Genomic DNA, 23925 nt, shown 5'->3' on the forward strand with positions numbered 1-23925 from the left:
TCGCCGGGGCCGATTGTCAGACCCCGCCCGTAGAGTCGAAGACGGTTGATCCGACTCGAGGGCGGGAGGTGGCAGGGCATATGAGCGACAGGGCCGCGGTGGCCGAGCGTGCGGGGGAGGCCGTCCCCGTCCGGCTCGCTGCCGTCTTCCTGCCCGCCCCCCTCCCGCGCGAGGGGCGGATGGCCTTCTGGGATCCCGAGGACGGCCCACTGCCCGCCGAGGACACCGAACTCACTGTCGTACGGCGTCATGGAGCCGGAGTCCGCCGCAGGACCACCCCCGCGCTGTCCCTGCCGCTCACCGAGGCGCTGCCGCTGCTCGTGCGCGCCCGGCGCGACCCCGCCGCCCACCCCGCCACCGCCTGCTGGGGCGCGGCCGCCCTGCACGCGCTCCGGCTCACCGCCCGCGGTCGGCTGCTGCCCGGCCTGACCCCCACCGGCCACGACGCCTGGCGGGCCGGCCCGCTCGACCCGGACGACATCGCGCACCTGCGAGCGGTCGCCGCGGCCCTGCCGTACGAAGGCCACGCGGTCCCCCTGACCGGCCCGGGTCCGCTGCGGCTGCCCGAGCCGGAGGCACTGATGCGCTCCTTCCTGGACGCGGTCGCGGACACCCTGCCCCGCACCCCCGCCGCACCGCATGTCTCGGGGAAGCCCTTCGCCGCGCGCGAGGCCCAGCGCCTGCCCGGTGCCCACGACTGGGCGGCCGAGGTCGCCGCCGGCATGGACGCGGGCGTGCGGATCTCGCTGCGCCTGGACCTGTCGGCGTACGACCTCTTCGACGCCGGGAGTGCCGGCGTGCGCAGCGCGGGCGCGGCCGTCGTCCAGGTGCACAGCCTCGCCGACCCCACCCTGGTGGCCGACGCGGCCGCCCTGTGGTCGGGCGAGGCGGACGCGGCGTTCGGGCCACGCGCGCGGGTGGACGCGGCGTTGGCGGTGCGGCGCGCGGCCCGGGTATGGGCCCCGCTCGACCGGCTGTCCGAGCAGGACGCGCCCGATGTGCTGGCCCTGTCCGACGAGGAGTTGGGCGATCTGCTGGGCGTCGCGGCGACCCGGCTCGCGGCGGCCGGGGTGGCGGTGCACTGGCCCCGGGACCTGGCGCACGACCTGAGCGCGGCCGCGGTCGTACGGCCGGCGCCGGGCTCCGCGACCGACGGCACCGGCTTCTTCGAGAGCGAGGAACTGCTCCAGTTCCGCTGGCAGTTGGCGATCGGCGGCGACCCGCTCACCGAGGGCGAGATGGACGCGCTCGCCGAGGCGCACCGCCCGGTCGTCCGGCTGCGGGACCGCTGGGTGCTGGTCGACCCTGCCCTCGTCCGCAAAGCCCGCAAACGCGAACTGGGCCTGCTCGACCCGGTAGACGCGCTGTCCGTCGCCCTCACCGGCAGCGCGGAGGTCGACGGGGAGACGGTCGAGGCGGTGCCGGCCGGCGCCCTGGCGGCCCTGCGCGACCGGCTGACGGCGGGGGTGGGCCCGGCCGAACCGCCGCCGGGACTGCGGGCGACGTTGCGGGACTACCAACTCCGGGGCCTGGCCTGGCTGGACCTCATGACGTCCTTGGGGCTCGGCGGTTGCCTGGCCGACGACATGGGACTCGGCAAGACGATCACCGTCATCGCCCTGCACCTGAAGCGCGCCCGGACGACCCCGACCCTCGTGGTCTGTCCGGCATCCCTGCTGGGCAACTGGCAGCGGGAGATCACCCGTTTCGCGCCCGGCGTCCCCGTCCGCCGCTTCCACGGCCCGGACCGCACCTTGGAGGACATGGACGGCGGCTTCGTCCTCACCACGTACGGCACGATGCGGTCGACGGCACCGACGCTGGCCCAGCACACCTGGGGCATGGTCGTCGCCGACGAGGCACAGCACGTCAAGAACCCGTACTCGGCGACGGCGAAGGCCCTGCGCACGATCCCGACGCCCGCGCGCGTGGCGCTGACCGGCACTCCGGTCGAGAACAACCTCTCCGAACTCTGGGCCCTGCTCGACTGGACGACACCGGGCCTGCTCGGCCCGCTGAAGTCCTTCCGCGCCCGGCACGCACGCGCGGTGGAGAACGGCGAGGACGAGGAGGCGGTGGCCCGGCTGGCCCGCCTGGTCCGGCCCTTCCTGCTGCGCCGCAAGAAGTCCGACCCCGGTATCGTCCCGGAGCTGCCACCCAAGACCGAGACGGACCACCCGGTCCCGCTCACCCGGGAACAGGCCGCGCTCTACGAGGCGGTGGTGCGCGAGTCGATGTACGCCATCGAGACGGCCGAGGGCATGGCGCGCAGGGGCATGGTGCTGAAGCTCCTGACGTCACTGAAGCAGATCTGCGACCACCCGGCGCTGTACCTGAAGGAAGCCGAAGCCGCGGCGACCGAGCGGTTGTCCGCGCGCTCGGGCAAGCTGACCCTGCTGGACGAACTGCTGGACACCTTGCTGGCCGAGGACGGGTCGGCGTTGGTCTTCACGCAGTACGTGGGGATGGCCCGGATGATCGCCTCCCACCTCGCCGCCCGGGCGGTCCCGGTGGAGCTGCTCCACGGCGGTACGCCGGTTCCGGAACGCGAACACATGGTGGACCGCTTCCAGAGCGGCGCGACGCCGGTCCTGGTCCTGTCCCTCAAGGCGGCGGGCACCGGCCTGAACCTGACCCGCGCGGGCCATGTCGTCCACTTCGACCGCTGGTGGAACCCGGCCGTCGAGGAACAGGCCACCGACCGTGCCTACCGCATCGGCCAGACCCAGCCCGTCCAGGTCCACCGCCTCATCACCGAGGGCACGGTCGAGGACCGCATCGCGGAGATGCTCGAGTCCAAGCGGGCCCTGGCCGACGCGATCCTCGGCTCCGGCGAATCGGCCCTCACGGAACTGACGGGCCGTGAACTCTCGGACCTCGTGTCGCTGCGGAGGACGTCATGACGGGGCCGGTGGAGCGGGGGAGCGCGGGAGGTGGGGCGAGCCGTGACGGTGTTGCGCGTGCCGCCGGTGAGGGGAGCCGTGACGCTGCTTCGAGTGCTGGTGGCCGTCCGGATCCGGCGAGTTGGCAGGACGAAGACGTGGCTGCCGCCGAGCTCGACGCCGGGCGGGATGCGGATCGGACGCCGGTTCAGGAGCAGCCGGGCCGATCGTCCGAGGCCCGCCCGGCCGACGCGGTACGCCGAGCGCTCCGGGCCGCGCGGGAGCGGCGCGAGGGGGTGCCGGAGGGTTCCTCCGAGGGCCGGGGTCTGCCGCAGGGGGAGTCTGGCGGCGAGGAGCCGGTTCCGGACAGGGGTGAGCGGGATGAGCGCCCACGGGCTCGGCCGGGTGACGCGGCCCGAGCGGCACTGCGCCGTGCCGGCGCCGGGACCGGTGCGTCCGATGCGTCCGGCAGGTCCGGAACGCCTGGTGCCGAAGCGGACCCGCCCGGCACCGAAGCACGGCCCGCCCCGCCGGTGCCCGACCCCGCATCCGGTCGGCGAGGGGCGCGTCCTGGTGATGCCGCCCGTGAGGCATTGCGGGCGGCCCTCGGGGAGAGGCGGCAGGCCCCGGCGGACGAAGAAGGGGGCGGGGACAAGGAGCGCGTGCGTCGATCGCGACGTCCGGCCTCGACCGACCCCCGGGTTCGCAGTGGTGCCGTCGGCGGGGCTGCCGCTCTCCGCGCGCGTGAGGTGAGGGAGTTGCTCGCCGACGCGTTCCGGATGCCCCCCATGGACGAGCCGTATACGGACGACTCGGCGACGTTCGATCCGGACACGCGGCGCCGAAGCAGCCCGGCCGACCACGCCCCCGACCCGCCCTCGACGCCGGCCCCGGACCCCTCCGCGTCGGCGCCGGACCCCTCTGTCTCCCCAGCGCTCACCGACTCCCGTTCAGCACAGGGCCGACACCCCGCAGCATCCTCGCAGCGCTCAGGGTCCGGTATCCCGTCCGAGTCCGCTGGCCGTCCTGCCACGCCCTCGGCGCGCTCCGGGCCCGGTGACTCGTCCGAGCCCGCCCCTCGTCCCGCTCCCCCACCCGAAGTACCCTCGGCGCCCCTCGGCGGCGACGCTGGACCAGTGCCTTCCGTTCCCGCCACACCCCAGGTCCCCCGTTCCATGGCCGCCCCGGGGCGGGACGGTGAACTCCGCCGTACCTTCCCGGCGTTCGGGCCCCGCTCGTCGGGCGACGCGCGCTTCGCCGAGACCTGGTGGGGCAATGCCTGGGTGGCCGCCCTGGAAGAGGGCGCCCTCGATCCCAAGCGGCTCGCCCGCGGACGCGGCTACGCACAGGAGGGGCACGTCGATGCCATCACCGTGACGCCGGGGCTGGTCCTGGCGTATGTGCGGGGCAGCCGTCCGCGGCCGTACCGCGTGCAGGTGCGGTTGCGGACGCTCGGCGACGGCGACTGGGCGCGGTTCCTGGACGCCGCGGCCGACCGGCCGGGACACATAGCGGCGTTGCTCGACAAGGAGATGCCGCACTCCCTCGCCGAGTGCGGGGTGCCCCTGCTGCCGGGCCCCGATGACCTCGACCCCCACTGCAGCTGCCCCGACCGAGGCCACCCCTGCAAGCACGCCGCCGCCCTCTGTTACCAGACCGCGCGCCTGCTGGACGCCGACCCCTTCGTACTGCTCCTGCTGCGCGGCCGCGGTGAGCGCGAGCTGCTCGACGCCCTCTCACGCCTGAGCGCCGCCCGCGCGGCCCGTGCCGCACAGGAACGGGAACCGTCGCCCCTGCCCGGCGTACGGGCCACCGACGCCCTGGCTGTGGACCGCCAACTGCCTCCTCTCCCAGCCCCGTTGCCCGTGCCTCCGCACCCCGAGCAGCCTCCCGTCTACCCGGCGGCACCGGGCGGCCCGGACCCCTTCGCACTGGACCAGCTGGCGACCGACGCGGCCGCCCGCGCGCACGCCCTGCTCGGCACCGGCCGAGATCCGGTCGCCGAACTGACCCTGTGGCAGGACGCGGTACGACTCGCCGCGGCCCGCCCGGGCTCCGGCCTCACAGCGGCGACCCGTGCCCTGTATGCCTCGCTGGCCTCCGCAGCCGACCGCACCCCGGCAGAGCTGGCGCGTGCTGTCGCCGCCTGGCGCCAGGGCGGCCTCGAAGGCCTCGCCGTCCTCGAAGAGCCCTGGGACCCGCCGGCCGGCCGCTTCGACCGTGCCCGCCCCCTCCTCCTCGCCGCCGACCTCCCTGCCTTCCGCCCTTGGCACAACCACCTCACCCACCCCCGCGGCCATGTCCAACTCCGCCTCGGCCGCGACGGCCTCTGGTACCCGTACGAATCGGAACCGGGCCATGAGGACTGGTGGCCGCGCGGCACCCCGGACCTCGACCCGGTCGGCGCCCTGACGGGCATGGGAGCCTCACCGGAAGGCTGACCCGGTTCAAATGCCGTGGCCCGCAACGGCCATGATGGACGGCGCCATTCGAGCCACTTCCGAAAGCGAACGGGGGAAGCGACATGGCAACGGGGGGACGGGATCCCGGCGCGGGACCACCCGACGGCAACGGACCGGGCGGCCAGGGCTGGGGCGGCCCCGTACCCACAGACCCCGTACCCCCAGAACCCATATCCATAGAACCCTTACCCGTACGGCCCGCCGCCCGCGGCGCCGTCATCCGCTCCGCGCACCGCGTCGCCACCCGGCTGTTCGTCCGGGAGGGCGACGGCCGGATCGAGGACCGCACCGTGGACCCGCGTCCAGGTGGCCCGCACGGTGCTCGGCGCCGCCGCCACCCTCGCCCTGATCCACGCGCCTGCGCACTTGCGGCCGCACCTGCGCTCCCGGCTTCATGCCCCGCTCAAGGCGGTCGGCCGGTACCTGTTGACGGTGCCGGTCATCGGCGGGGTCCGGTACGGAACGGCCCAGAAGGCGTCGTAGGGGCGTGAAGTGAAGGCCGTGTGAGAGTTCCTCGCTGATGTGCGGCAGCCAGGTGTGAGGACGTGGGGCCCAGGGGTCCGGCGTTCAGGAAAGGCGGTTAGCGTGGAGCGGTGAGTGAGACGAAGACCCCTGCCCTCCAGTACCGCTTCGACGGCCCGGAAGACGCCCCGGTCCTCATCCTCGGCCCCTCGCTCGGTACGACGTGGCACATGTGGGACCGGCAGGTCCCCGAGCTGACGCAGCAGTGGCGCGTCTTCCGGTTCGACATGCCGGGTCACGGCGGCGCGCCCGCGTACCCGGCGGGCTCCGTCGCGGACCTGGCCGGACGGCTGCTCGCGACCCTCGACAGCCTCGGCGTACACCGCTTCGGCTACGCGGGCTGCGCGCTCGGCGGTGCGCTCGGCATCGAACTCGCCCTGCGCCACCCGGAGCGCGTCGCCTCGCTCGCCCTGATCGCCGCCTCGCCCCGCTTCGGCACGGCCGACGAGTTCCGGCAGCGGGGGGTGATCGTGCGCACGAACGGCCTCGACCCCATCGCCCGTACCTCGCCGGACCGCTGGTTCACCTCCGGCTTCGCCGCCGCCCAGCCCGCGATCACCGAGTGGGCCGTACAGATGGTGCGCACCACCGACCCCGGCTGCTACATCGCCGCCTGTGAGGCACTCGCCTCCTTCGACGTACGGTCACAACTCTCCGGCGTCACCGTGCCCACCCTCGTCCTCGTCGGCTCGGACGACCAGGTCACCGGCCCCGCCGAGGCCCGCACCCTGGTCGCCGGCATACCGGACGCCCGCCTCGCCGTCGTTCCCGGCGCCTCCCACCTGGTTCCGGTGGAGCAGCCCGCCGCCGTCACCGACCTGCTGGTCCGGCACTTCTCCACCGCCTGGCAGCCCGCCTACGACTCCTCCACCGGCCAGATCGCCATCCTGGCCGCCCCCGTCAAGCCGGTCCTGGCCGCGCCCCCGCAGCCCCCGCAGCCCGCACCGATCGCCGAGATAGCCCCGGCCGTCGTACAACCGCAGACGACGGGGCGGCCCGACCCGTACGACGCCGGCATCAAGGTCCGCCGCGAGGTCCTCGGTGACGCGCACGTGGACCAGGCGCTGGCGCAGGCGGACGAGTTCTCGGGGGACTTCCAGGAGTTCATCACCCGGTACGCGTGGGGCGAGATCTGGGACAGACCCGGCCTCGACCGGCGCTCGCGCAGCTGTGTCACCCTCACCGCCCTGGTCGCGGGCGGCCACATGGACGAACTCGCCTTCCACACCCGCGCCGCCCTGCGCAACGGCCTCACCCCGAACGAGATCAAGGAAGTGCTGCTGCAGGCCGCCGTCTACTGCGGCGTACCTGCGGCGAACAGCGCGTTCAAGGTGGCGCAGCAGGTGATAAGGGAGGAGACCACTCCCACGGAGTGATCGCCTGCCAGGTACCGCAAGCACCACCCTGAGCCGCCCTTCGACCGGGCGGCGGGGGCAGGATGGTGCCATGAAGCTCACGAAGAAGTCGCACGCCTGCGTCCGCCTCGAGAAGGGCGGGCGCACGCTCGTTCTCGACCCCGGAGGGTTCAGCGAGGAGGACGCCGCGGTCGGCGCGGATGCGATCCTCGTCACGCACGAGCACCCCGACCACTTCGACGAGGCGCACCTGCGGGCGGCCATGGAGGCCAACCCCGCCGCCGAGATCTGGACGCTCGCGTCCGTGGCGGAGCAGATCTCGTCGGCCTTCCCGGGCCGCGTGCACACCGTCGGACACGGCGACACCTTCACCGCGGCCGGCTTCGACGTCCAGGTCCACGGCGAACTGCACGCCGTCATCCACCCGGACATCCCGCGCATCACGAACGTCGGCTACCTCATCGACGGCGGCAAGGTGTTCCACCCCGGTGACGCCCTCACCGTGCCGGACCACCCCGTCGAGACGCTGATGCTCCCGGTCATGGCGCCCTGGAGCAAGATCTCGGAGGTCATCGACTACGTCCGCGAGGTCAAGCCGCAGCGCGCCTACGACATCCACGACGCCCTGCTCACCGACCTGGCCCGCCCGATCTACGACCGTCAGATCGGCGGCCTTGGCGGCGCGGAGCACCTGCGTCTGACGCCGGGGGACTCGGCGCAGGTGTGAGCGGCCCCACCCCGGGCGGGGCCGGGCTGTCAGTCCCGCCCGGTAGGTTGTCAGGCATGCGCATCGCGACCTGGAACGTGAACTCGATCACCGCCCGCCTGCCGAGGCTTCTGGCCTGGCTGGAGAGCAGCGGCACCGACGTGCTGTGCCTGCAGGAGGCCAAGGTCGCCGAGGAGCAGTTCCCGTTCGACCCGCTGCGCGACCTCGGCTACGAGGCGGCGGTCAACGCCACCGGCCGGTGGAACGGCGTGGCGGTGCTCTCCCGCGTAGGCCTCAAGGAGGTCGTCAAGGGACTCCCCGGCGACCCCGGCTACGACGGCGCCGAGGAGCCCCGCGCCATCTCCGCGACCTGCGGCCCGCTCCGCGTCTGGTCGGTGTACGTGCCGAACGGCCGTGAGGTGGATCACCCGCACTACGCCTACAAGCTCCAGTGGTTCGAGGCCCTCAAGGCGGCCGTCGCCGGTGACGCGGGCGGCAGCCGCCCGTTCGCGGTGATGGGCGACTACAACGTGGCACCGACGGACGACGACGTCTACGACGTGGCCGCTTTCGAGGGCCTCACCCACGTCACCCCCGCCGAGCGCGCCGCCCTCGCCTCCCTGCGCGAGTCCGGCCTGTCCGACGTCGTCCCGCGCCCCCTGAAGTACGACCAGCCGTACACGTACTGGGACTACCGCCAGCTCTGCTTCCCCAAGAACCGCGGCATGCGCATCGACCTGGTGTACGGCAACGAGCCGTTCGCCAAGGCGGTCACCGACTCCTACGTGGACCGCGAGGAGCGCAAGGGCAAGGGCGCCTCGGACCACGCGCCGGTGGTCGTGGACCTGGACGTGTAGGCGCTGTCCGGGGTCACCGCACCAGCCCCCGCAGATCCACCGACTCGGCCAGCGCGGCGAGCCCCGCGTCCCCCGGATGCAGATGGTCCCCGCTGTCGTACGCGGGCAGCATCCGGGACGGCCGCGCCGGGTCCCGCACCACGGCGTCGAAGTCGAGTACGCCGTCGAACGCGGGGCCGGAGCGGATCCACTCGTTCACCCTGACCCGCTCCGCGTCGACCGCCGCGGTGCACCGGACCTCTCCCTCGCACGGCAGGATCGTCGCCGCCAGCATCCGCAGCCCCCGCGCGTGCCCCCGGTCCGCGATCGCGCGCAGCCCGGCGATCACCTGTTCCGCGGTCGTGCCCGACCGCACATCGTTGACGCCCTCGAACACCACCACCGTACGCGCCGACGTCTGGGCCAGGACATCCCGGTCGAACCGGTACAGAGCGCTCACCCCGGCCGTGTCCGTGGACACCCCGTCACCGGGATAGCGGTCGCTGACCACACGGTTGCCGGAAATCCCCTGGTTGAGCACCCCATAGCGCGGGACCACATGCTGGTTCAGCAGCCGTGTGGCCAGCACATTGGGCCACCGTCGGTTGGCGTCCATCGTGGACTTGTCGCCGTCGGTGATCGAGTCTCCCAGCAGCACCACGGACCCCGGTCCACCGCCCACGTCGACCCCCGTCAGCAGCGGCCAGCTGGTCAGGGCCGTGTCGTACGGCGTCGCGGAGCCGTCCGCCGTATGGTCGCCCGGCCCGCTCACATACGACCGCTGCTGCGCGAGCCGGTGCACGGGTGCGGCCGGCACGGTCCGGGGCAGGTGGAAGCTCACCAGCAGGTTGGTGTCCGCGGGCACCTGGAAACTGAGCGGATCGCTGTACGCCTGTGCCCCTGCCGGGATCTCGACGCCCGCCGCGCCCCGGAACGACACCGGAACCGGCGTCCCCCGTGCCGCCGCGCCCGCCTCCTGCACCGCCACCGTGGCGCTGCCGATCCGCACCGGCGCCGCCGCGAAGGTGTTGTCGAACCGCAGCCGCACCCGCGGCCCGCCCGCCGAGGTGTGCACCACCAGCCGCAACGTCCGGTCGGTCCACGGCCCCACGGTCGGATAGCCGCCCGTCGCGGCCGCCCAACTCCCCGTCCAGCCCGGGGCCGCGGCCCGTACCGCCAGCGCGAACACATGCAGCCCGCGCGCGAGCGGCAGCCGTACCGAGGCGACCTCGCGCCCCATGATCAGCGGTACGGTCACGACGTACAGCCGCGGCCGCTCGGCGATCTGGCCGCCGGGCGTGTTGATGTGCGGCAGGGCCACGGCCTTGGTGGCGAGCGGGCCGGTGCGCCAGTCGGGGGCGGTCAGGCTGTAGCCGGACCGGGTGCCGTCGGCGTACGCCACCGTCCCCGTTCCGCCGACGTCGGTGCCGTCCGTGCCCGCCACCAGAAAGGCGAGCGCGTCACCTCGGCCGCGCACCCGCACGTCCTGCCCTTCGGCCCGCACGTTGTCCGGCTCGCCGGGCTGCCGGTTCGGCCAGGTCAGCCGGGCGCCCTGCACGGTGAGCGCGCGGCCGGGTGTCCAGCCCGCGGCCGCGAGGTCCTGCGCCGACAGCGAGGCGCCCGACCCGTCGAAGTCCGCCTGGGCGGGCCGGGCGTTGTCGCTGACCGCCGTGTTGCCGAAGAGCCGCTCCAGCGGGAGCGGCCCGCCTCTGCGCTCGGTGGCCGCCTGCGCGGAGACACCCGGCACCAGAACCGCGAAGAGAGCGAGGACGACCGCGGAACTCCACACATGTCGGCGCAACTCCGACTCCTCCCGTTCACGACCGCTCAGGACTACATATGACTGCACATGACAAGCTCGGGGCGACACTTCAGGTAGGACGTACAGGCGAGACATTCTGACGCGACGCAAGACGCACCGAGAAGCTAGAGAGGCACCCGTGACTCGTCAACGAGCCATGCCTGAACTCGGCGTGAACTCGACCGGAATCGGCGGCCCGCGCGCCTGTGGTGCGTTCGGCAGTGCGAATGACACGCTGGGGGTATGAAGATCCCTTTTCTGGGCAACCGGCCCGAGAAGCGCGGGGCCCCCGACCCCGAGGGCATCGCCGAACTCCTTGCCGAGTGTGAACTCCTGCGCTCCCACGCGTCCCGGGCGGGGGTCCAACTCGACGACACCGCGGCCTCGTTGGAGGCGGTCGACCAGTTGGTGCCGCGCTGGCGGGACGACGAGGAGGTCCTGCCCTGGCTCGGCAACGACGCCGGTCTGTATCTCGGCACCGTCATCGTGCGCACCGTGCCCGGAGCCGCCTGGAGGATCCGGCCGGACGGTCAGCCGGTCGTCCGGCTCGCCTCCGGCCGTGAGTTCGATGTCGTGGCGTGGGGGCAGGAGTGGGCGGCGAGCGGGGTGCCCGAGCTTTCGCAGCTGTACGCGGAAATGGCGGAAGCGTGAGACCCCGGCCTACAGTTCGACATAAGTTTGGAGTAAATACGGCTTATGCCCGAAAAGTGCGTGTCGTGCATTAAGTCACCTTTCGTCTGGATAGTTTGCGATGACCGCTACACAGCTGACATGGACTGGGGCTGGGCATGGCTGTCGATCCGTTGATCGAGCTGCGTGACGTCAACAAGCACTTCGGGGACCTGCATGTGCTGCATGACATCAACCTCACCGTCGGCAAGGGAGAGGTGGTCGTCGTCATCGGCCCGTCGGGCTCGGGGAAGTCGACGCTGTGCCGGGCCATCAACCGGCTGGAGACCATCGAGTCCGGCACGATCACGCTGGACGGGCAGTCGCTGCCCGAGGAGGGCAAGGCCCTCGCGCGGCTGCGTGCCGAAGTCGGCATGGTCTTCCAGTCCTTCAACCTCTTCGCCCACAAGACGGTCCTGCAGAACGTCTCGCTGGGCCAGGTCAAGGTCCGCGGGCGCAAGAAGGAGGACGCCGACAAGCGCTCCCGTGAACTCCTCGAACGCGTCGGCGTGGCCGACCAGGCGGACAAGTACCCGGCGCAGCTCTCCGGCGGCCAGCAGCAGCGCGTGGCCATCGCCCGGGCCCTCGCCATGGGACCCAAGATGATGCTGTTCGACGAGCCCACCTCCGCCCTCGACCCCGAGATGATCAACGAGGTGCTCGAGGTCATGCTCCAACTCGCCCGCGACGGCATGACGATGATGGTCGTCACCCATGAGATGGGCTTTGCCCGCTCGGCCGCCAACCGCGTCGTGTTCATGGCCGACGGCCGCATCGTCGAGGACCGCAGCCCCGACGAGTTCTTCACCAACCCCAGCAGCGAGCGCGCCCGGGACTTCCTCTCGAAGATCCTCCATCACTGAGCGGGGAGTACCACCCATGCCGAGACGAACGGCGTTTTTCCACGCCCGAATCCTCGCCGCGTCCGACGTCGACTACGATGTTTCGTCCGTCCCCAAGGCCGTGGAGGTGGCCCCGGCCGCGACCAGGGACGCTGCTGCCGGGTGGGGATCCCCCCACGGCCCCTAGACCAGGGGCAGCAGGGGGCAGCAGTCACAGAGCCATACCCGCCCGGCGCCGGCCGGAGATCACTGCTCACGCAGTGGGATCGACACGTACGACGGGTCGTTCGCCGGTGAGGAGAAGGTCAGCCGCGCGCCGGACGGGTTGTGCTCGATGTAGAGCGGGTCGACCGTGTCGACGACCAGGGCGAGACGGTGCCCTGCCGGGACGTCGTAGGCCGTGGAGTACAACTCCAGGTCGACGGCGAACGGCTTTCCGGGCGTACGCCCGTGGAAGGTGTACGGCGCGTTGCTGACCAGCTTGCCGAGGCCGAGCGGGCCCACGTCGTAGAGGTAGGCGACGAGGGTGCCGCTCTCCTTGGTCGGTGTGAGAGTCGTGTGCAACTTCGCCGTGCCGCGTACGCGTTGGGGCGTGGCGTACTTCTCGGACTGCCAGACGCCCGCCCAGAGCCGGGGGATCAGCGGGATCGAGGCCACCGGGGGAAGTTGGGCCACCTGGTCGAGGATGCTGGACAGGAAGACGATCCCGCCGTCCGCTCCCGAGTTGACGTTCGTGTGGATGGTGGTCGTGCCGGCGAGGGCGATCTTCTTGTTCGTCGCGCCGACCGTCTTCCAGTCCGGGTAGCCCTCGTAGCCGCCCGCGGAACGGGACTTGAGCTGGACCGGCAGCTCGCGGTTGATGCCGTTGTCCTCGCCCTTGAGATAGTGGTCGAACCAGCGCTCGGTGTCCGTCCATACGTCGTTGGGCAGGCCGAACAGGCCGGTCAGCTCGGCGGTGGCGTGGTCGCCGGGACGGAACTCCAGCCGCTTGGGGCCGGTCAGCTTCTCGTAGAAGTCCGCGTACTGGTTGGGCGGGAAGACCGTGTCGCCCCAGCCGTTGGCCATCATGACCGCGGCGCCGTTCTTGTTCAGCTGATCCACGTATGTAGCGGCCGAACGTTTCTTCCCCCAATCGATCATGTCCTGTTCATGGGACAGGTTGGAGGCGTAGAAGTCGTCGAAGATCTGCCGGAGTTCGACGCTCTGGCGGCCGGTGACCAGGCTCGCGCCGTCCAGTAGCGCACCGGCCTGGACGTGCTGGGTGCGGCCGGAGTAGATCGAGCCGATGAGGTCGGCCCAGCCGCTGAGGGCGGCGACCGCCTTGACCCGCTTGTCGTGCGCGGCGGTCAGCAGGCTGATGCCGGCGCCGTACGAGACGCCCGCCATGCCGATGTGCCCCGCGTCGGCCGGGGTGTTGGCGAGCGCCCAGTCGATGACCCTGGACGCGTCGGCTATGTCGGGTGGGCCCGCCACTTCTATCTCGCCGCCCGACTGCCAGAAGCCGCGCACGTTGTAACTCACCACGACGTAGCCCGAGTTCGCGAGCTTCTGTGCCTGCGCGAAGTACTCGACCTGGGGCAGGCCCCAGCTCGTGGGCAGGACGAGCAGCGGGTAGCGGCGGCTGCCGTCGGCGCCGGCCGGCGTGATGACGTTCGCCTTGAGGGTGGTGCCCCCGTCGCCGCTGATGTCGACGAAGCGGACGCTGTTCGTGGCCGCTTGGGCGGCCGGGGCGAGCCCGAGGGCGCTACCGGCGATCAGAGTCGCGGAGACGGCGCCCACGGCGGTCGTGCGCAGGGCCTTGCGATGGTGTCCCACGGGTCACTCCTCACTCGTGTCAGTGCAAAGTGACCGAACGGTAACCGGGGCCGCTTACCGCAAGTAACCCGTCGGTAAGTTACGTGGCAGTAACGATTACCGGAATGTGATGAACCTCAGGATGATCGGTGGGTATTGCGCGGAGCCGCTGGTGTCGGCAGGGGCGCCTGCGCCGCCCGTGTGACGTCCGCGACCAGCTCCACGACATCCGGCCCGTACGCCTGAGAGTTGACCACCTTCAGCAACAGGACGAAGGAGCTGTTGCCGTGCTTGCGGGACAGTCGCTCCTGATTGCGGGCGAGGTAGCGGGTGGCGGCCTGGTTGGTGATCGCGGTCTGGCCGCAGAAGAGGAAGACGGGGCGGGTGCCGTGGCTCTGGTCGACGGTGAGCCGGGCGAGGAGCGCGTACTCCTCCTTGCCCACCTCCACCCGGTAGCGCTCGGAACCGACCTGCAAGGCGCCCCGGTCCGGGCCGGGTTCGGCGTCGACGTTCACCCGCACCCCGGGCAGCAGGGAGGCCAGGTGCGCCATCATGCGGCGGTTCGACGCCGGGCCGCCGACGCAGAACTCGGTGCGCTCGCCGAAGCCCTGGCGTGCCGCGTCGTGCGGGACGATCTGGGCGTGGGCGTTGCAGTCCTTGATGAGGGCGGCGAGTTCGAGGAGCGCGAACACGTCGTAGCGCATCACCGTCAGCTCGGGTCCGCCGGCGCCGCGGTTGACCACCAGCAAGGACTCGGCGTTGTCGGGCAGCCCGAAGAAGGCCTGCTTGCGGCGGAGCTTCCGCTTCCACAGGTACGTACGGGCGAGCCAGCCCAGCGCGGCACTGATGGCCGCCGCGACCACGCCCAGCACGATGTTGCGCACGTCGTCATTCATGGGCGCGCATGCTAGCGGGCGAACGCAAACCCGTGTTCGAGGACAGCCGGTCGAAGAGTGCCTGCCGAGGGCGGGCTGACGGGGGCATGCCGATCGAATAGGCTGCGCCGACAGCCCCTGACTGGAGGTGCGGATGCGTCGCCGTGTCGCGCGGAAACTGTCGGTCCTGGCGGTCTCGACCGCCGTGGTGTCGGTGGGAGCGGCGGCGCCACCCGCCGCGCAGAGCAGCCCCGCCACGAAGGCCCCCGTGGCCGTCGGTTACGGCGGCGCGGTGTCGAGCGTCGACGCGGACGCCTCCGCGGCCGGCATCGAGGTCCTGAAGAAGGGCGGCAACGCCGTCGACGCCGCCGTGGCCACGGCCGCCGCGCTCGGCGTGACCGAGCCCTACTCCGCCGGGATCGGGGGAGGCGGCTACTTCGTCTACTACGACGCCAAGTCCCGCACGGTGCAGACCATCGACGGTCGTGAGACCGCGCCGCTGAGCGCCGACTCCGACCTGTTCGTGGAGAACGGCACGGCGATCCCGTTCGCCGAGGCCGTCAGCAGCGGACTGAGCGTCGGCACTCCCGGCACGCCCGCCACCTGGCAGAAGGCGCTGGACAAGTGGGGGAGCGAGGGGCTCGGCACCGTACTGAAGCCCGCCGAGCGGCTGGCCCGCGACGGCTTCGTCGTCGACGACACCTTCCGCGCGCAGACCGCCGCGAACGAGACCCGGTTCCGTTACTTCCCGGACACCGCCGAGCTGTTCCTGCCGAACGGGGCGCTTCCGGTGGTAGGCGCCACCTTCAAGAACCCCGATCTCGCCCGCACCTACGCGGAGTTGGCGAGAAAGGGCGTTGGCGCGCTCTACGGGGGCGACCTCGCCGACGACATCGTCGACACGGTCAACCACCCGCCCGTGGACCCGAGTTCGGGCTGGAACGCCCGCCCCGGCGACCTGACCGCCAAGGACCTGGCCACCTACCGCACCAAGTCCCAGGCGCCCACCAGGACCTCGTACCGCGGCCTCGGCGTCTACTCCATGGCGCCCTCCTCCTCCGGCGGCACGACGGTCGGCGAGGCCCTCAACATCCTGGAGAACACGGACCTGTCCAAGGCGAGCGAGGTCCAGTACCTGCACCGCTACATCGAGGCCAGCCGTATCGCCTTCGCGGATCGCGGGCGCTGGGTCGGCGACCCGGCCTTCGAGGACGTACCGACGAAGGAGCTGCTGTCGCAGAAGTACGCCGACTCGCGGGAGTGCCTGATCAAGGACGACGCGGTGCTGACCAGCCCGGTCGCGCCCGGTGACCCGCGCAACCCGGCGGCGTGCGACGCGAGTGGCACGGCGGCGCCGACCACGTACGAGGGCGACAGCACCACCCACCTCACGGTGGCCGACAAGTGGGGCAACGTCGTCTCGTACACGCTCACCATCGAGCAGACCGGCGGCAGCGGCATCACGGTGCCCGGCCGCGGCTTCATCCTCAACAACGAGCTGACGGACTTCTCCTTCACCCCGGCCGGCCCGAACGTCCACGACCCGAACCTGCCGGGCCCGGGCAAGCGACCGCGCTCCTCGATGTCGCCGACCATCGTGCTCGACCAGCACAACAAGCCCGTCGTGGCGCTCGGTTCGCCCGGTGGCGCCACCATCATCACGACCGTGCTGCAGACGCTGACCGGCTTCCTCGACCGCGGGCTGCCGCTGGTCGACGCGATCGCCGCGCCGCGCGCCAGCCAACGCAACCAGACCACCACCGAGCTCGAACCGGGCCTGTACGGCAGTCCGTTGAGGGCCCAGCTGGAGGCCATCGGTCACGGCTTCCGGCAGAACCCCGAGATCGGCGCGGCCACGGGCGTGCAGCGGCTGCCGAACGGCAAGTGGCTGGCCGCCGCCGAGACGGTACGGCGGGGCGGCGGCTCGGCGATGGTGGTGCGGCCGGCGTCGTAGCGCCGCACCACGGTCACAACTCGGGGGCGGGCGGCAGCTCTTCCGTGCGGAAGGCGAGCCGCCCGTCCTCCACGTCCACCGTCACCCGGCCGCCCTCGCCGATCCGGCCGTCCAGGAGCAGCCGGGAGAGCTGGTTGTCGACCTCCTTCTGGATGGTGCGACGCAGCGGGCGGGCACCGTACTCGGGCTGGTAGCCGCGCTCGGAGAGCCAGTCGACGGCCGTGCCGGTGAAGTCGACCGAGACGCCCTGCGCGCGGAGCAGACCGCGGGTCTTGTCCAGCAGCAGGTTGGTGATCCGCTCCAGCTGGTCGGGGGTCAGCTGCCGGAAGACGACGATCTCGTCGATGCGGTTGAGGAACTCGGGCCGGAAGTGCTCGCGCAGCGGCCGCAGGATCCGCTCGCGCCGCGACTCCTCGTCGGTCTCGGCGTCACCCGCGCCGAACCCGATCCCGGTGCCGCCCCGGCTGATCGCCTCGGAGCCGAGGTTGCTGGTCATCACGATGACCGTGTTGGTGAAGTCGACGGTCCGGCCCTGGGCGTCGGTCAGCCGACCGTCGTCCAGCACCTGCAGGAGGATGTTGAAGACGTCGGGGTGCGCCTTCTCCACCTCGTCGAGCAGGAGCAGCGAGTACGGGTGCCGGCGCACGACCTCGGTGAGCTGGCCGGCCTCCTCGTGGCCCACGTATCCGGGCGGGGCGCCGATCAGACGGCTGACGGTGTGCCGCTCCTGGTACTCGCTCATGTCCAGGCGGACCATCCGCTCCTCGCTGCCGAACAGCGCCTCGGCGAGCGCCCGGGCCAGCTCGGTCTTGCCGACGCCGGTCGGGCCGAGGAAGAGGAAGCTGCCGATCGGCCGGTCCGGGCTCGCCAGTCCGGCCCGCGAGCGCAGTACCGCGTCGGAGACGACGCGCACCGCCTCGTCCTGGCCGACGACCCGCTCGTGCAGATGCTCCTCCAGGCCGAGCAGCCGGTCCTTCTCCTCCTCGGTGAGGCTGCTCACCGGGATGCCGGTCTGCCGGGACACGACCTCCGCGATCGCCTCGGTGGTGACCTCCAGGTGCTGGCCCTCGTCGACCTCCTCGTCGACGGACGCCTCCGCCATGCGTTGCTTCAACTCGACGATACGGTCGCGCAGTTGCGTCGCCTGTTCGTACTGCTCGTCGGCGACCGCCTGGTCCTTGTCCCGGTACAGCTGCTCGACCTCGCGCTCCATGGTCCGTACGTCCGTGCCCTTGGTCCGCGCACGCAGCCGTACCCGGGCGCCGGCTTGGTCGATCAGGTCGATCGCCTTGTCCGGCAGGCGGCGGTCGGTGAGGTAGCGGTCCGACAGTTCGACGGCGGCGACGAGCGCCTCGTCGGTGTAGCGGACCTGGTGGTGGGCCTCGTAGCGGTCGCGCAGGCCGCGCAGGATCTCGATCGCGTCGGCGGGGGTCGGCTCGGGGACGAGGATCGGCTGGAAGCGGCGGGAGAGGGCCGCGTCCTTCTCGATCCTGCGGTACTCCTCCAGGGTGGTCGCGCCGACGATGTGCAGCTCGCCACGGGCCAGGGCCGGCTTGAGGATGTTCCCGGCGTCCATGGACCCGCCCTCGCCGCCACCTCCGGCGCCCACGACCGTGTGCAACTCGTCGATGAAGACGATCAGTTGGTCGGAGTGCGAGCGGATCTCGCCCACGATGTTGTTGAGCCGCTCCTCGAAGTCGCCCCGGTAGCGGGTGCCCGCGACCACGCCCGTCAGGTCCAGCGCGATCACCCGGCGGCCGCTGAGCACGTCGGGCACGTCGCCGTCCGCGATCCGCTGGGCCAGGCCCTCCACGATCGCGGTCTTGCCGACGCCCGCGTCGCCGATCAGCACCGGGTTGTTCTTGCCGCGCCGGGAGAGCACCTCGATGGTCTGCTCGATCTCCTCGTCCCGGCCGATCACCGGGTCGATACGGCCCCGGCGGGCGAGGTCGGTGAGGTCGCGGCCGTACTTGTCGAGGGTGGGCGTACCGGTGTCGACGCGCGGCCGCTGATCGATACGGGGCCGGGAATCGGGGGCGTCCGAGGTCTCGGACGGCCCGCCGGAGGGGGCGAACCGGGCCGCGTTCAGGATGTGCCCCGCCGCGGAGTCGGGGTTCGCGGCGAGAGCGCTGAGCACGTGCTCCGGGCCGATGTAACCGGCGCCGCGCGCCCGGGCCAGGTCGTGCGCGTCCAGCAGGGCGCGTTTCGCGGCCGGCGTGAGGGAGAGCGACGTCGGCGGCGGGGCCTCGCCCGGCGGGTGCTGGACGGGGCCCGACCGTTCGTCGATCTCCGTCGCCAGCGAATCCGGGTCCGCGCCGGCCCGGCTGAGCAGACTCCGGGTCGGCTCGGCGGACAGCGCGGCGCGCAGCAGATGCTGCGTGTCCAGGTCGCGGCTGCCGTGCTCGGCGGCGTACTGCGCGGCGCCCCGCACCAGCTCCCGGGCCGGCTGACTGAGCAGGCGGCCGATGTCGATCTGCCGGGGGCCGGGGCGCGGTCCGCCGAAGAAGCGGGCGAGGAATTCTCCGAAGGGGTCGTAGTCTTCCGGACCACCATTGAAGCCGCTGGTCATGGCGTTCCCATCCGGCGTCCCTGCGCGGGCAGGGTCGCCCTCGCTGATCGACGTGCCGGTGCCGGGTAACCGGGTTCGGGCACGCTCATGCCACGATGGCACGTTCTGGCTCAGGGGGCATGTGCAGGAACAGCTGAGGGGCATGTGCGGGAACACCCGGGCTTCAGCCGCTTCGCACCGCGCGCGGCGGTCGGGTGCGTGTGGCGGGGGGTGCTGCGGCGCGGTCTCTCAGCCGTTCGCCCGACGGCCGTCGTGGTCCACCGACGGCCCGCCGGGGCGCAGCATCTGGCTGGTGGCCAGGTCGCGGTAGAGGGGGTCGCGGGTCAGCAGGTCCTCGTGGCGTCCGCAGGCGGCGCTGCGGCCCTCGTGCAGCACGACGATGTGGTCGGCGTGCTGCACGGTGGACAGGCGGTGGGCGATGACCAGCAGCGCGCATTCCTGGGCGACCTCTTTCATCACCGTGGTCAGCGCCGCTTCGTTGATCGCGTCCAGGTGGGAGGTGGGCTCGTCCAGCAGGAGCAGCGCGGGGCGGGCGAGCAGGGCCCGGGCCAGGGCGACGCGTTGGCGTTCGCCGCCCGAGAGGGTGCCGCCGCGTTCGCCGATGACGGCGTCCAGACCGCCGGGCAGCCGGTCGACGAGCTCCTCCAGCCGGGCCAGCTCGAGGACTCGCCGGACCTCCGCCGCCGGGGCGTCGGGCACGGCGTAGGTGATGTTCTCCCGCAGGGTGCCGTGTACGACGTGGGTGTTCTGGTCCACCACGGCGATGCGCCGGCGGCAGGCGTCACGGCCGAGTTCGGCGGCGGGTCGCCCGTCGAACAGCACGGCTCCCGCGTCCGGTTCGTAGAACCCCGCCACCAGCGCGAAGACGGTGCTCTTGCCGGCCCCCGAAGGGCCCACCAGGGCCACGTGCCGGTGGTGGGGGACGGCGAAGGAGACGCCGGACAGCACCGGCCGGCCCGGGGCGTAGCCGAACCGGACGTCGTGCAGCGCGAGCGCGGGGCGGTCGGCCGGGACGGACGGGACGGGCCGGGGCCGGGGGCGGGCCGGCTCGACCGACGGCCCCGTGTGTTCCACGGGAAGGCGCAGCGCCTGGTCGACGCGCCGGTATGCGCCCATGCCGCGCTGGATCAGCCCCACCGCGTGGAAAACGCAGGACAGCGGCAGGACGAGGTACGAGGCGTACAGCAGGAACGCGACGAGGTCCCCGAGGGACCCGGCGTGACCGCTGACCCGCAGGCCACCGACGACGAGCACGATGAGGAAGGACCCCTGGACGGCGAGTTCGACGGCGGGACTCATGACGGAGGCGAGCTTCGCGGTCCGGACCCCCGCGCCGTAGGCCTCCTCGACCCGGCGCCCGATGCGGGCGGCCTCGCGGTCCTCGGCGCGGTGAACCCGGACCATGGGCAGGGCGCCCAGCGCCCGTTCCAGGTCCGCGGCGACGGCACCGACCGAGTCCTGCATACGCTCGGACGCTTTCCGCAGGCCCTGGAGCAGCGAGGTGACCACGGCCGCGGCGGCGGCCACGGTGAGCGCGACCAGAAGCAACAGCATCGGGTCGAGCCACGCCATCAGGATCACCGCTCCGGCGGCGACGAGGCTTCCGGTCACCAGGTCGACCAAGGCCTGCGAGACGACCTCGCGCAGCAGGGTGGTGTCGGCGGTGACCCGGGAGATGAGGTCGCCGTTGCGGTGGCGGTCGTACTCCCGCATCTCCAGCCGGAGCAGCCGCCCCACCAGGTCGAGTCGGAGCTGCCGTACGACGCCCTCGCCCATGCGCTCCAGCAGGAAGCGCCCCGCCGACCCGATCGCCGCTTCCACGAGGAACAGTGCGCCGAGGAGTGCCAGCAGCGGCCAGACGATCTGGCCGCGGCCGCTCGCGTCCACGGCGTGCCGGGCCACCAGCGGCTGGGCCAGCCCCAGCGCGGAGCCGGCCAGGGTCAGTGCGGTGGCCACGGCGGCGGCGGTCCGGTGCCCGACGGTGAGCCCGTACAGCGTGGCCACGGCCGCGCGGGTCGACCGGTCCTCGTCGGCGGGCTCGTGGGGCCTGTGGTCCGCGACCGTGCTGCCCGCCGCCGGCCCGGCTTCCGCAGCCGCCCCGCCGCTCACAGGTCTGCCGGCTCGACGGCCACCAGCCGGGCGAAATAGCCGTCGGGTACGCCCTCGCCCACGGGGCGGCCATCCGCTTCGATCCAGGCGTGCGCGGTGAACGGCGGGACGACGCGGACTCCGGTGCACCAGGTAGGCCACGTCCCCCTCAGCCGGCACAGCAGCGCGGCCCCCAGGGAGCGCGGCAGGCACCCCTTCGGGCCGGCGCAGCGCAGGCTGGCGGCGCACATGGCGTCGCGGGCGTCCTGGGCCTGCGCGGTGGTGGCGGGTGCGGCACCGCGCCGCACCACGCCCAGCACGGTGCGGATACGGCGGGGTGGCAGGAGGGCGAGGGCGACGGCGGGGAGCAGGACGAGGAGGGCGGCCAGGCGGTGGCCGAGGGGCACACCGGTGGGGCGTTCCAGTGCGCTGGGTGTCGTCATGAGGCCAGTCCCGCCTCGCGCAGTTGACCGACGAGCGACTCGACGTCCCGCTGGGCCTGGGCCCGTTCGATGTCGAACTCGCGGACCAGGGCGGCCGTCGCGTCCGCCTCCTCGCCGCCGTCGAGCAGGGCACGGACCACAAGGGTGGCGGTCGGGTTCAACTCCCAGTAGGTACCGGCTCGTTCGTCCAGCAGTACGGTGCCGTAGTCGGTCTCGGCCGTGGAGATGTGTGGGTCGAACCGCAAGGGCATGCGCTCGCCTTTCTGACGGGGTTCTCAGGGAGTGCGGGCACGGCTGTGGGACAGCCCCCGCAGCCATACCTCGGCGGCGATGGTGGAGTAGAGGATGGCGTCGGAGAGGCCCCGTGAGGCGGGGCGCTGGGCGAGGCGGGGCAGCTCGACGCCGTCCACCAGGCCCAGCGCCTCCAGCCGTGAGCTCTCCCACAGGGCCAGCAGGTCGCCGCGGTGCTGGCGCAGTCCGTTGGCGGCGTCCATGGCGGCCGTCGCCTTGTTGGCCCGCCGCAGGCAGTCCTCGGGCACGATTCCGCGCATCGCGGCGCTCAGGACGGGCTTGTACTGCCAGGGAGTGACGCGCTCGCTCGGACGGACGGCGAGAAACGCCTCGATGACGCGGTCGTCCAAGAAGGGGGAGGCCATCGGCAGGCCCGCGCGCGCCGCCATCCCATCCCACTGCCGGATGACGCGGGTGCACGAGCGGATCTGCTCCAGGTCGGCGTGCAGTCCACGGTCCGGATGCAGCGGCGAGGCCGTGGCCGCCGCGTCGAGCAGTGCCCGGCGGGCCATCCGCTCGGCCTCGGGGGTCACCCAGTCGAACAGGCGCGGGGCCATGCCCCAGCCGAGACTCGTCGTGACGGACGAGGGCAACGGGCCACGCAGCCGGCCGGCTCCGTCGGCGAGCCACTTCGCGTACGGCCGGGAGTCGGCGAGGGCGCGGACGGTGCCGCCGAGCGGCCACTGCCACAGGGCCCGGTACCCGCGCAACTGGCGCAGGGCGAACAGCGGACGGGTGCGCAGCAGCCGGTGGTAGTAGGCGTCGGAGCACCATGCCACGTGGTCGCCGCCGATGCCGGTCAGGTGCACCCGGCTGCCGCGTGCGGCGAGGCCCGGCAGGTGGTGCAGGACCCGGGAGCGGTCCATGACGCCGATGGTGGGCTCGTCCAGGAGGTCGTCGATGCCGAGCAGATCCTCGTAGACCAGCGGCGAGGCGTCGGCGTCCCACACCACGTGCTCGACGTCCGGGAGGTGCACCATGGCCCGCTGAGCCCAGTGCAGGTCGGTGTCCGCCGGATCGCGGCCCGGCCAGGTACTGGCCACCACGTGGGCGGGGGAACGGTCGGCCAGGAAGCAGATGGAGGTCGAGTCCAGGCCGCCGGACAGATCGCAGCTCACCACACCGCCCTGCCGGGTCCGCGCGCCCACGGCCTCCTCCAGCGCCGTCCGGATCAGGGGAGCCGCCTCGGCGAGTGGCCGCACCGGCTCGGGCGGCGTCCACCACCGGGTGTGCCGTACGGTGCGCCCGTCCGCGGCGACGATCACGGCGTCCTGCGGCGGCACAGCGGTGACCGGGCGCCACAGGGAGGTCTCGAACAGGGGGAAGGGGGCCGGCCACAGCAGCCGGACGGCCAGCTCCTGCGGATCGGGGTCGAGGCCGAGGACGGCGGCGAGCGTGTCGGCGCGGGTGGCGGCCACCCGGACGCCGTCGATCTCCGTGTGGAAGACCAGCCGCAGGCCGGAGGCGGTGCCCTGGACCCGGACCTGTCCGTCGAGGGCGGCGATGAGGTGGAAGCTGCCGGGGAGGGTGCGGGCCGGCGCGTCGAGCTCCGTCAGATCCCTCAGCCGTGCGGCCGTACGCCGCAGTTGCACCGCCTCGACGGGGCAGCAGCCGATGACGGCGAGGGTGGCGTTCCCGGCGCTCGCGGTGACGATCTCGTCGTCGTGCCAGTGGCCGACCAGCCAGGGCCGGCCCGACGCATGTGCGAGGGTCCGGCTACCGGGGCGGGCGAAGGAGCGGGCCACGGCGGCCGCGTCCGCACGGTCCGGAAAGACCGCGAAGTGCGCGTCGCCGGGGCCCGTCCCCGCACTTTCGTGCAGTTCAGTCATGACGTCG

Annotated in this window: 17 protein-coding genes; 9 read left to right on the forward strand and 8 right to left on the reverse strand. The window is 72.5% G+C overall.

The features are described 5' to 3' along the window. The first annotated feature begins 80 nt into the window (after positions 1-80). The 6 genes from AB5J49_RS39050 to AB5J49_RS39075 all read left to right on the forward strand — a co-directional run bounded on the left by AB5J49_RS39050 (position 81) and on the right by AB5J49_RS39075 (position 8784). Positions 81-2903: an SNF2-related protein gene (locus AB5J49_RS39050; protein ID WP_369173616.1), complete on the forward strand. Its 2823-nt coding sequence runs from the start codon at positions 81-83 to the stop codon at positions 2901-2903. Positions 2904-3178: 275 nt separating this feature from the next. After that, positions 3179-5323 carry an SWIM zinc finger family protein gene (locus tag AB5J49_RS39055; RefSeq protein WP_369175403.1) on the forward strand — a complete coding sequence of 715 codons (2145 nt, stop codon included), beginning with the start codon at positions 3179-3181 and terminating at the stop codon, positions 5321-5323. 327 nt (positions 5324-5650) lie between these two features. Further along, complete coding sequence (locus tag AB5J49_RS39060; protein WP_369173617.1) at positions 5651-5827, forward strand: hypothetical protein; 177 nt, start codon at positions 5651-5653, stop codon at positions 5825-5827. Between the two features lie 110 nt (positions 5828-5937). Further along, the gene (gene pcaC, locus AB5J49_RS39065) at positions 5938-7242 is read left to right on the forward strand and encodes a 4-carboxymuconolactone decarboxylase (RefSeq protein WP_369173618.1); all 1305 of its coding nucleotides are present in this window, start codon (positions 5938-5940) and stop codon (positions 7240-7242) included. Positions 7243-7312: 70 nt separating this feature from the next. Then, a complete protein-coding gene (locus tag AB5J49_RS39070; RefSeq protein WP_369173619.1) occupies positions 7313-7948 on the forward strand; it encodes an MBL fold metallo-hydrolase in 636 nt (211 codons plus the stop codon). 56 nt (positions 7949-8004) lie between these two features. Further along, entirely contained in the window at positions 8005-8784 is a 780-nt protein-coding gene (locus AB5J49_RS39075; RefSeq protein ID WP_369173620.1) for an exodeoxyribonuclease III, read from the forward strand. A 13-nt stretch (positions 8785-8797) separates the two neighbouring features. On the opposite strand, the gene AB5J49_RS39080 is transcribed toward AB5J49_RS39075, so the two are convergent. Further along, on the reverse strand, positions 8798-10564 hold the full coding sequence (locus tag AB5J49_RS39080; protein WP_369173621.1) for an SGNH/GDSL hydrolase family protein: 1767 nt from the start codon (positions 10562-10564) through the stop codon (positions 8798-8800). Between the two features lie 243 nt (positions 10565-10807). Between AB5J49_RS39080 and AB5J49_RS39085 the strand changes: the two genes are divergently transcribed. Together AB5J49_RS39085 and AB5J49_RS39090 are read left to right on the forward strand one after the other, a co-directional pair. Then, complete coding sequence (locus tag AB5J49_RS39085; RefSeq protein WP_369173622.1) at positions 10808-11215, forward strand: DUF6278 family protein; 408 nt, start codon at positions 10808-10810, stop codon at positions 11213-11215. A gap of 137 nt (positions 11216-11352) precedes the next feature. Beyond that, positions 11353-12096 carry an amino acid ABC transporter ATP-binding protein gene (locus AB5J49_RS39090; protein WP_369173623.1) on the forward strand — a complete coding sequence of 248 codons (744 nt, stop codon included), beginning with the start codon at positions 11353-11355 and terminating at the stop codon, positions 12094-12096. Positions 12097-12321: 225 nt separating this feature from the next. On the opposite strand, the gene AB5J49_RS39095 is transcribed toward AB5J49_RS39090, so the two are convergent. Then, a complete protein-coding gene (locus tag AB5J49_RS39095) occupies positions 12322-13890 on the reverse strand; it encodes a CocE/NonD family hydrolase (protein WP_369173624.1) in 1569 nt (522 codons plus the stop codon). 116 nt (positions 13891-14006) lie between these two features. Next, the gene (locus tag AB5J49_RS39100; protein ID WP_369173625.1) at positions 14007-14765 is read right to left on the reverse strand and encodes a hypothetical protein; all 759 of its coding nucleotides are present in this window, start codon (positions 14763-14765) and stop codon (positions 14007-14009) included. Positions 14766-14898: 133 nt separating this feature from the next. Between AB5J49_RS39100 and ggt the strand changes: the two genes are divergently transcribed. Next, positions 14899-16698, forward strand: a complete 1800-nt coding sequence (gene ggt / locus AB5J49_RS39105; protein WP_369173626.1) for a gamma-glutamyltransferase — start codon at positions 14899-14901, stop codon at positions 16696-16698. A 13-nt stretch (positions 16699-16711) separates the two neighbouring features. Here ggt and AB5J49_RS39110 read toward each other — a convergent pair whose 3' ends face one another. The 5 genes from AB5J49_RS39110 to AB5J49_RS39130 all read right to left on the reverse strand — a co-directional run bounded on the left by AB5J49_RS39110 (position 16712) and on the right by AB5J49_RS39130 (position 23918). Further along, positions 16712-19267, reverse strand: a complete 2556-nt coding sequence (locus AB5J49_RS39110; protein ID WP_369173627.1) for an ATP-dependent Clp protease ATP-binding subunit — start codon at positions 19265-19267, stop codon at positions 16712-16714. A gap of 228 nt (positions 19268-19495) precedes the next feature. Next, positions 19496-21271 (reverse strand): ABC transporter ATP-binding protein, encoded by a 1776-nt coding sequence (locus AB5J49_RS39115; protein WP_369175404.1) that lies wholly within the window; start codon positions 21269-21271, stop codon positions 19496-19498. Between the two features lie 101 nt (positions 21272-21372). Continuing rightward, entirely contained in the window at positions 21373-21798 is a 426-nt protein-coding gene (locus AB5J49_RS39120) for a lasso peptide biosynthesis B2 protein (protein WP_369173628.1), read from the reverse strand. Further along, on the reverse strand, positions 21795-22049 hold the full coding sequence (locus AB5J49_RS39125; protein ID WP_369173629.1) for a lasso peptide biosynthesis PqqD family chaperone: 255 nt from the start codon (positions 22047-22049) through the stop codon (positions 21795-21797). Before AB5J49_RS39125 ends, AB5J49_RS39120 begins: the two co-directional genes overlap by 4 nt. A gap of 24 nt (positions 22050-22073) precedes the next feature. After that, the gene (locus AB5J49_RS39130) at positions 22074-23918 is read right to left on the reverse strand and encodes a lasso peptide isopeptide bond-forming cyclase (protein WP_369173630.1); all 1845 of its coding nucleotides are present in this window, start codon (positions 23916-23918) and stop codon (positions 22074-22076) included. Positions 23919-23925 lie beyond the last annotated feature (7 nt).

Origin of the sequence: Streptomyces sp. R28 (genome assembly GCF_041052385.1) — a bacterium.
In the GTDB taxonomy this organism is placed as follows: Bacteria; Actinomycetota; Actinomycetes; order Streptomycetales; family Streptomycetaceae; genus Streptomyces.

What these genes read in the sequence shown, in the direction of transcription:
- AB5J49_RS39050 (WP_369173616.1), top strand. Translation starts at nt 81, where the DNA reads ATGAGCGACAGGGCCGCGGTGGCCGAGCGTGCGGGGGAGGCCGTCCCC.
- AB5J49_RS39070 (WP_369173619.1), top strand. Translation starts at nt 7,313, where the DNA reads ATGAAGCTCACGAAGAAGTCGCACGCCTGCGTCCGCCTCGAGAAGGGC.
- AB5J49_RS39075 (WP_369173620.1), top strand. Translation starts at nt 8,005, where the DNA reads ATGCGCATCGCGACCTGGAACGTGAACTCGATCACCGCCCGCCTGCCG.
- AB5J49_RS39085 (WP_369173622.1), top strand. Translation starts at nt 10,808, where the DNA reads ATGAAGATCCCTTTTCTGGGCAACCGGCCCGAGAAGCGCGGGGCCCCC.
- AB5J49_RS39090 (WP_369173623.1), top strand. Translation starts at nt 11,353, where the DNA reads ATGGCTGTCGATCCGTTGATCGAGCTGCGTGACGTCAACAAGCACTTC.
- AB5J49_RS39100 (WP_369173625.1), bottom strand. Translation starts at nt 14,765, where the DNA reads ATGAATGACGACGTGCGCAACATCGTGCTGGGCGTGGTCGCGGCGGCC.
- ggt (WP_369173626.1), top strand. Translation starts at nt 14,899, where the DNA reads ATGCGTCGCCGTGTCGCGCGGAAACTGTCGGTCCTGGCGGTCTCGACC.
- AB5J49_RS39110 (WP_369173627.1), bottom strand. Translation starts at nt 19,267, where the DNA reads ATGACCAGCGGCTTCAATGGTGGTCCGGAAGACTACGACCCCTTCGGA.
- AB5J49_RS39120 (WP_369173628.1), bottom strand. Translation starts at nt 21,798, where the DNA reads ATGACGACACCCAGCGCACTGGAACGCCCCACCGGTGTGCCCCTCGGC.
- AB5J49_RS39125 (WP_369173629.1), bottom strand. Translation starts at nt 22,049, where the DNA reads ATGCCCTTGCGGTTCGACCCACACATCTCCACGGCCGAGACCGACTAC.
- AB5J49_RS39130 (WP_369173630.1), bottom strand. Translation starts at nt 23,918, where the DNA reads ATGACTGAACTGCACGAAAGTGCGGGGACGGGCCCCGGCGACGCGCAC.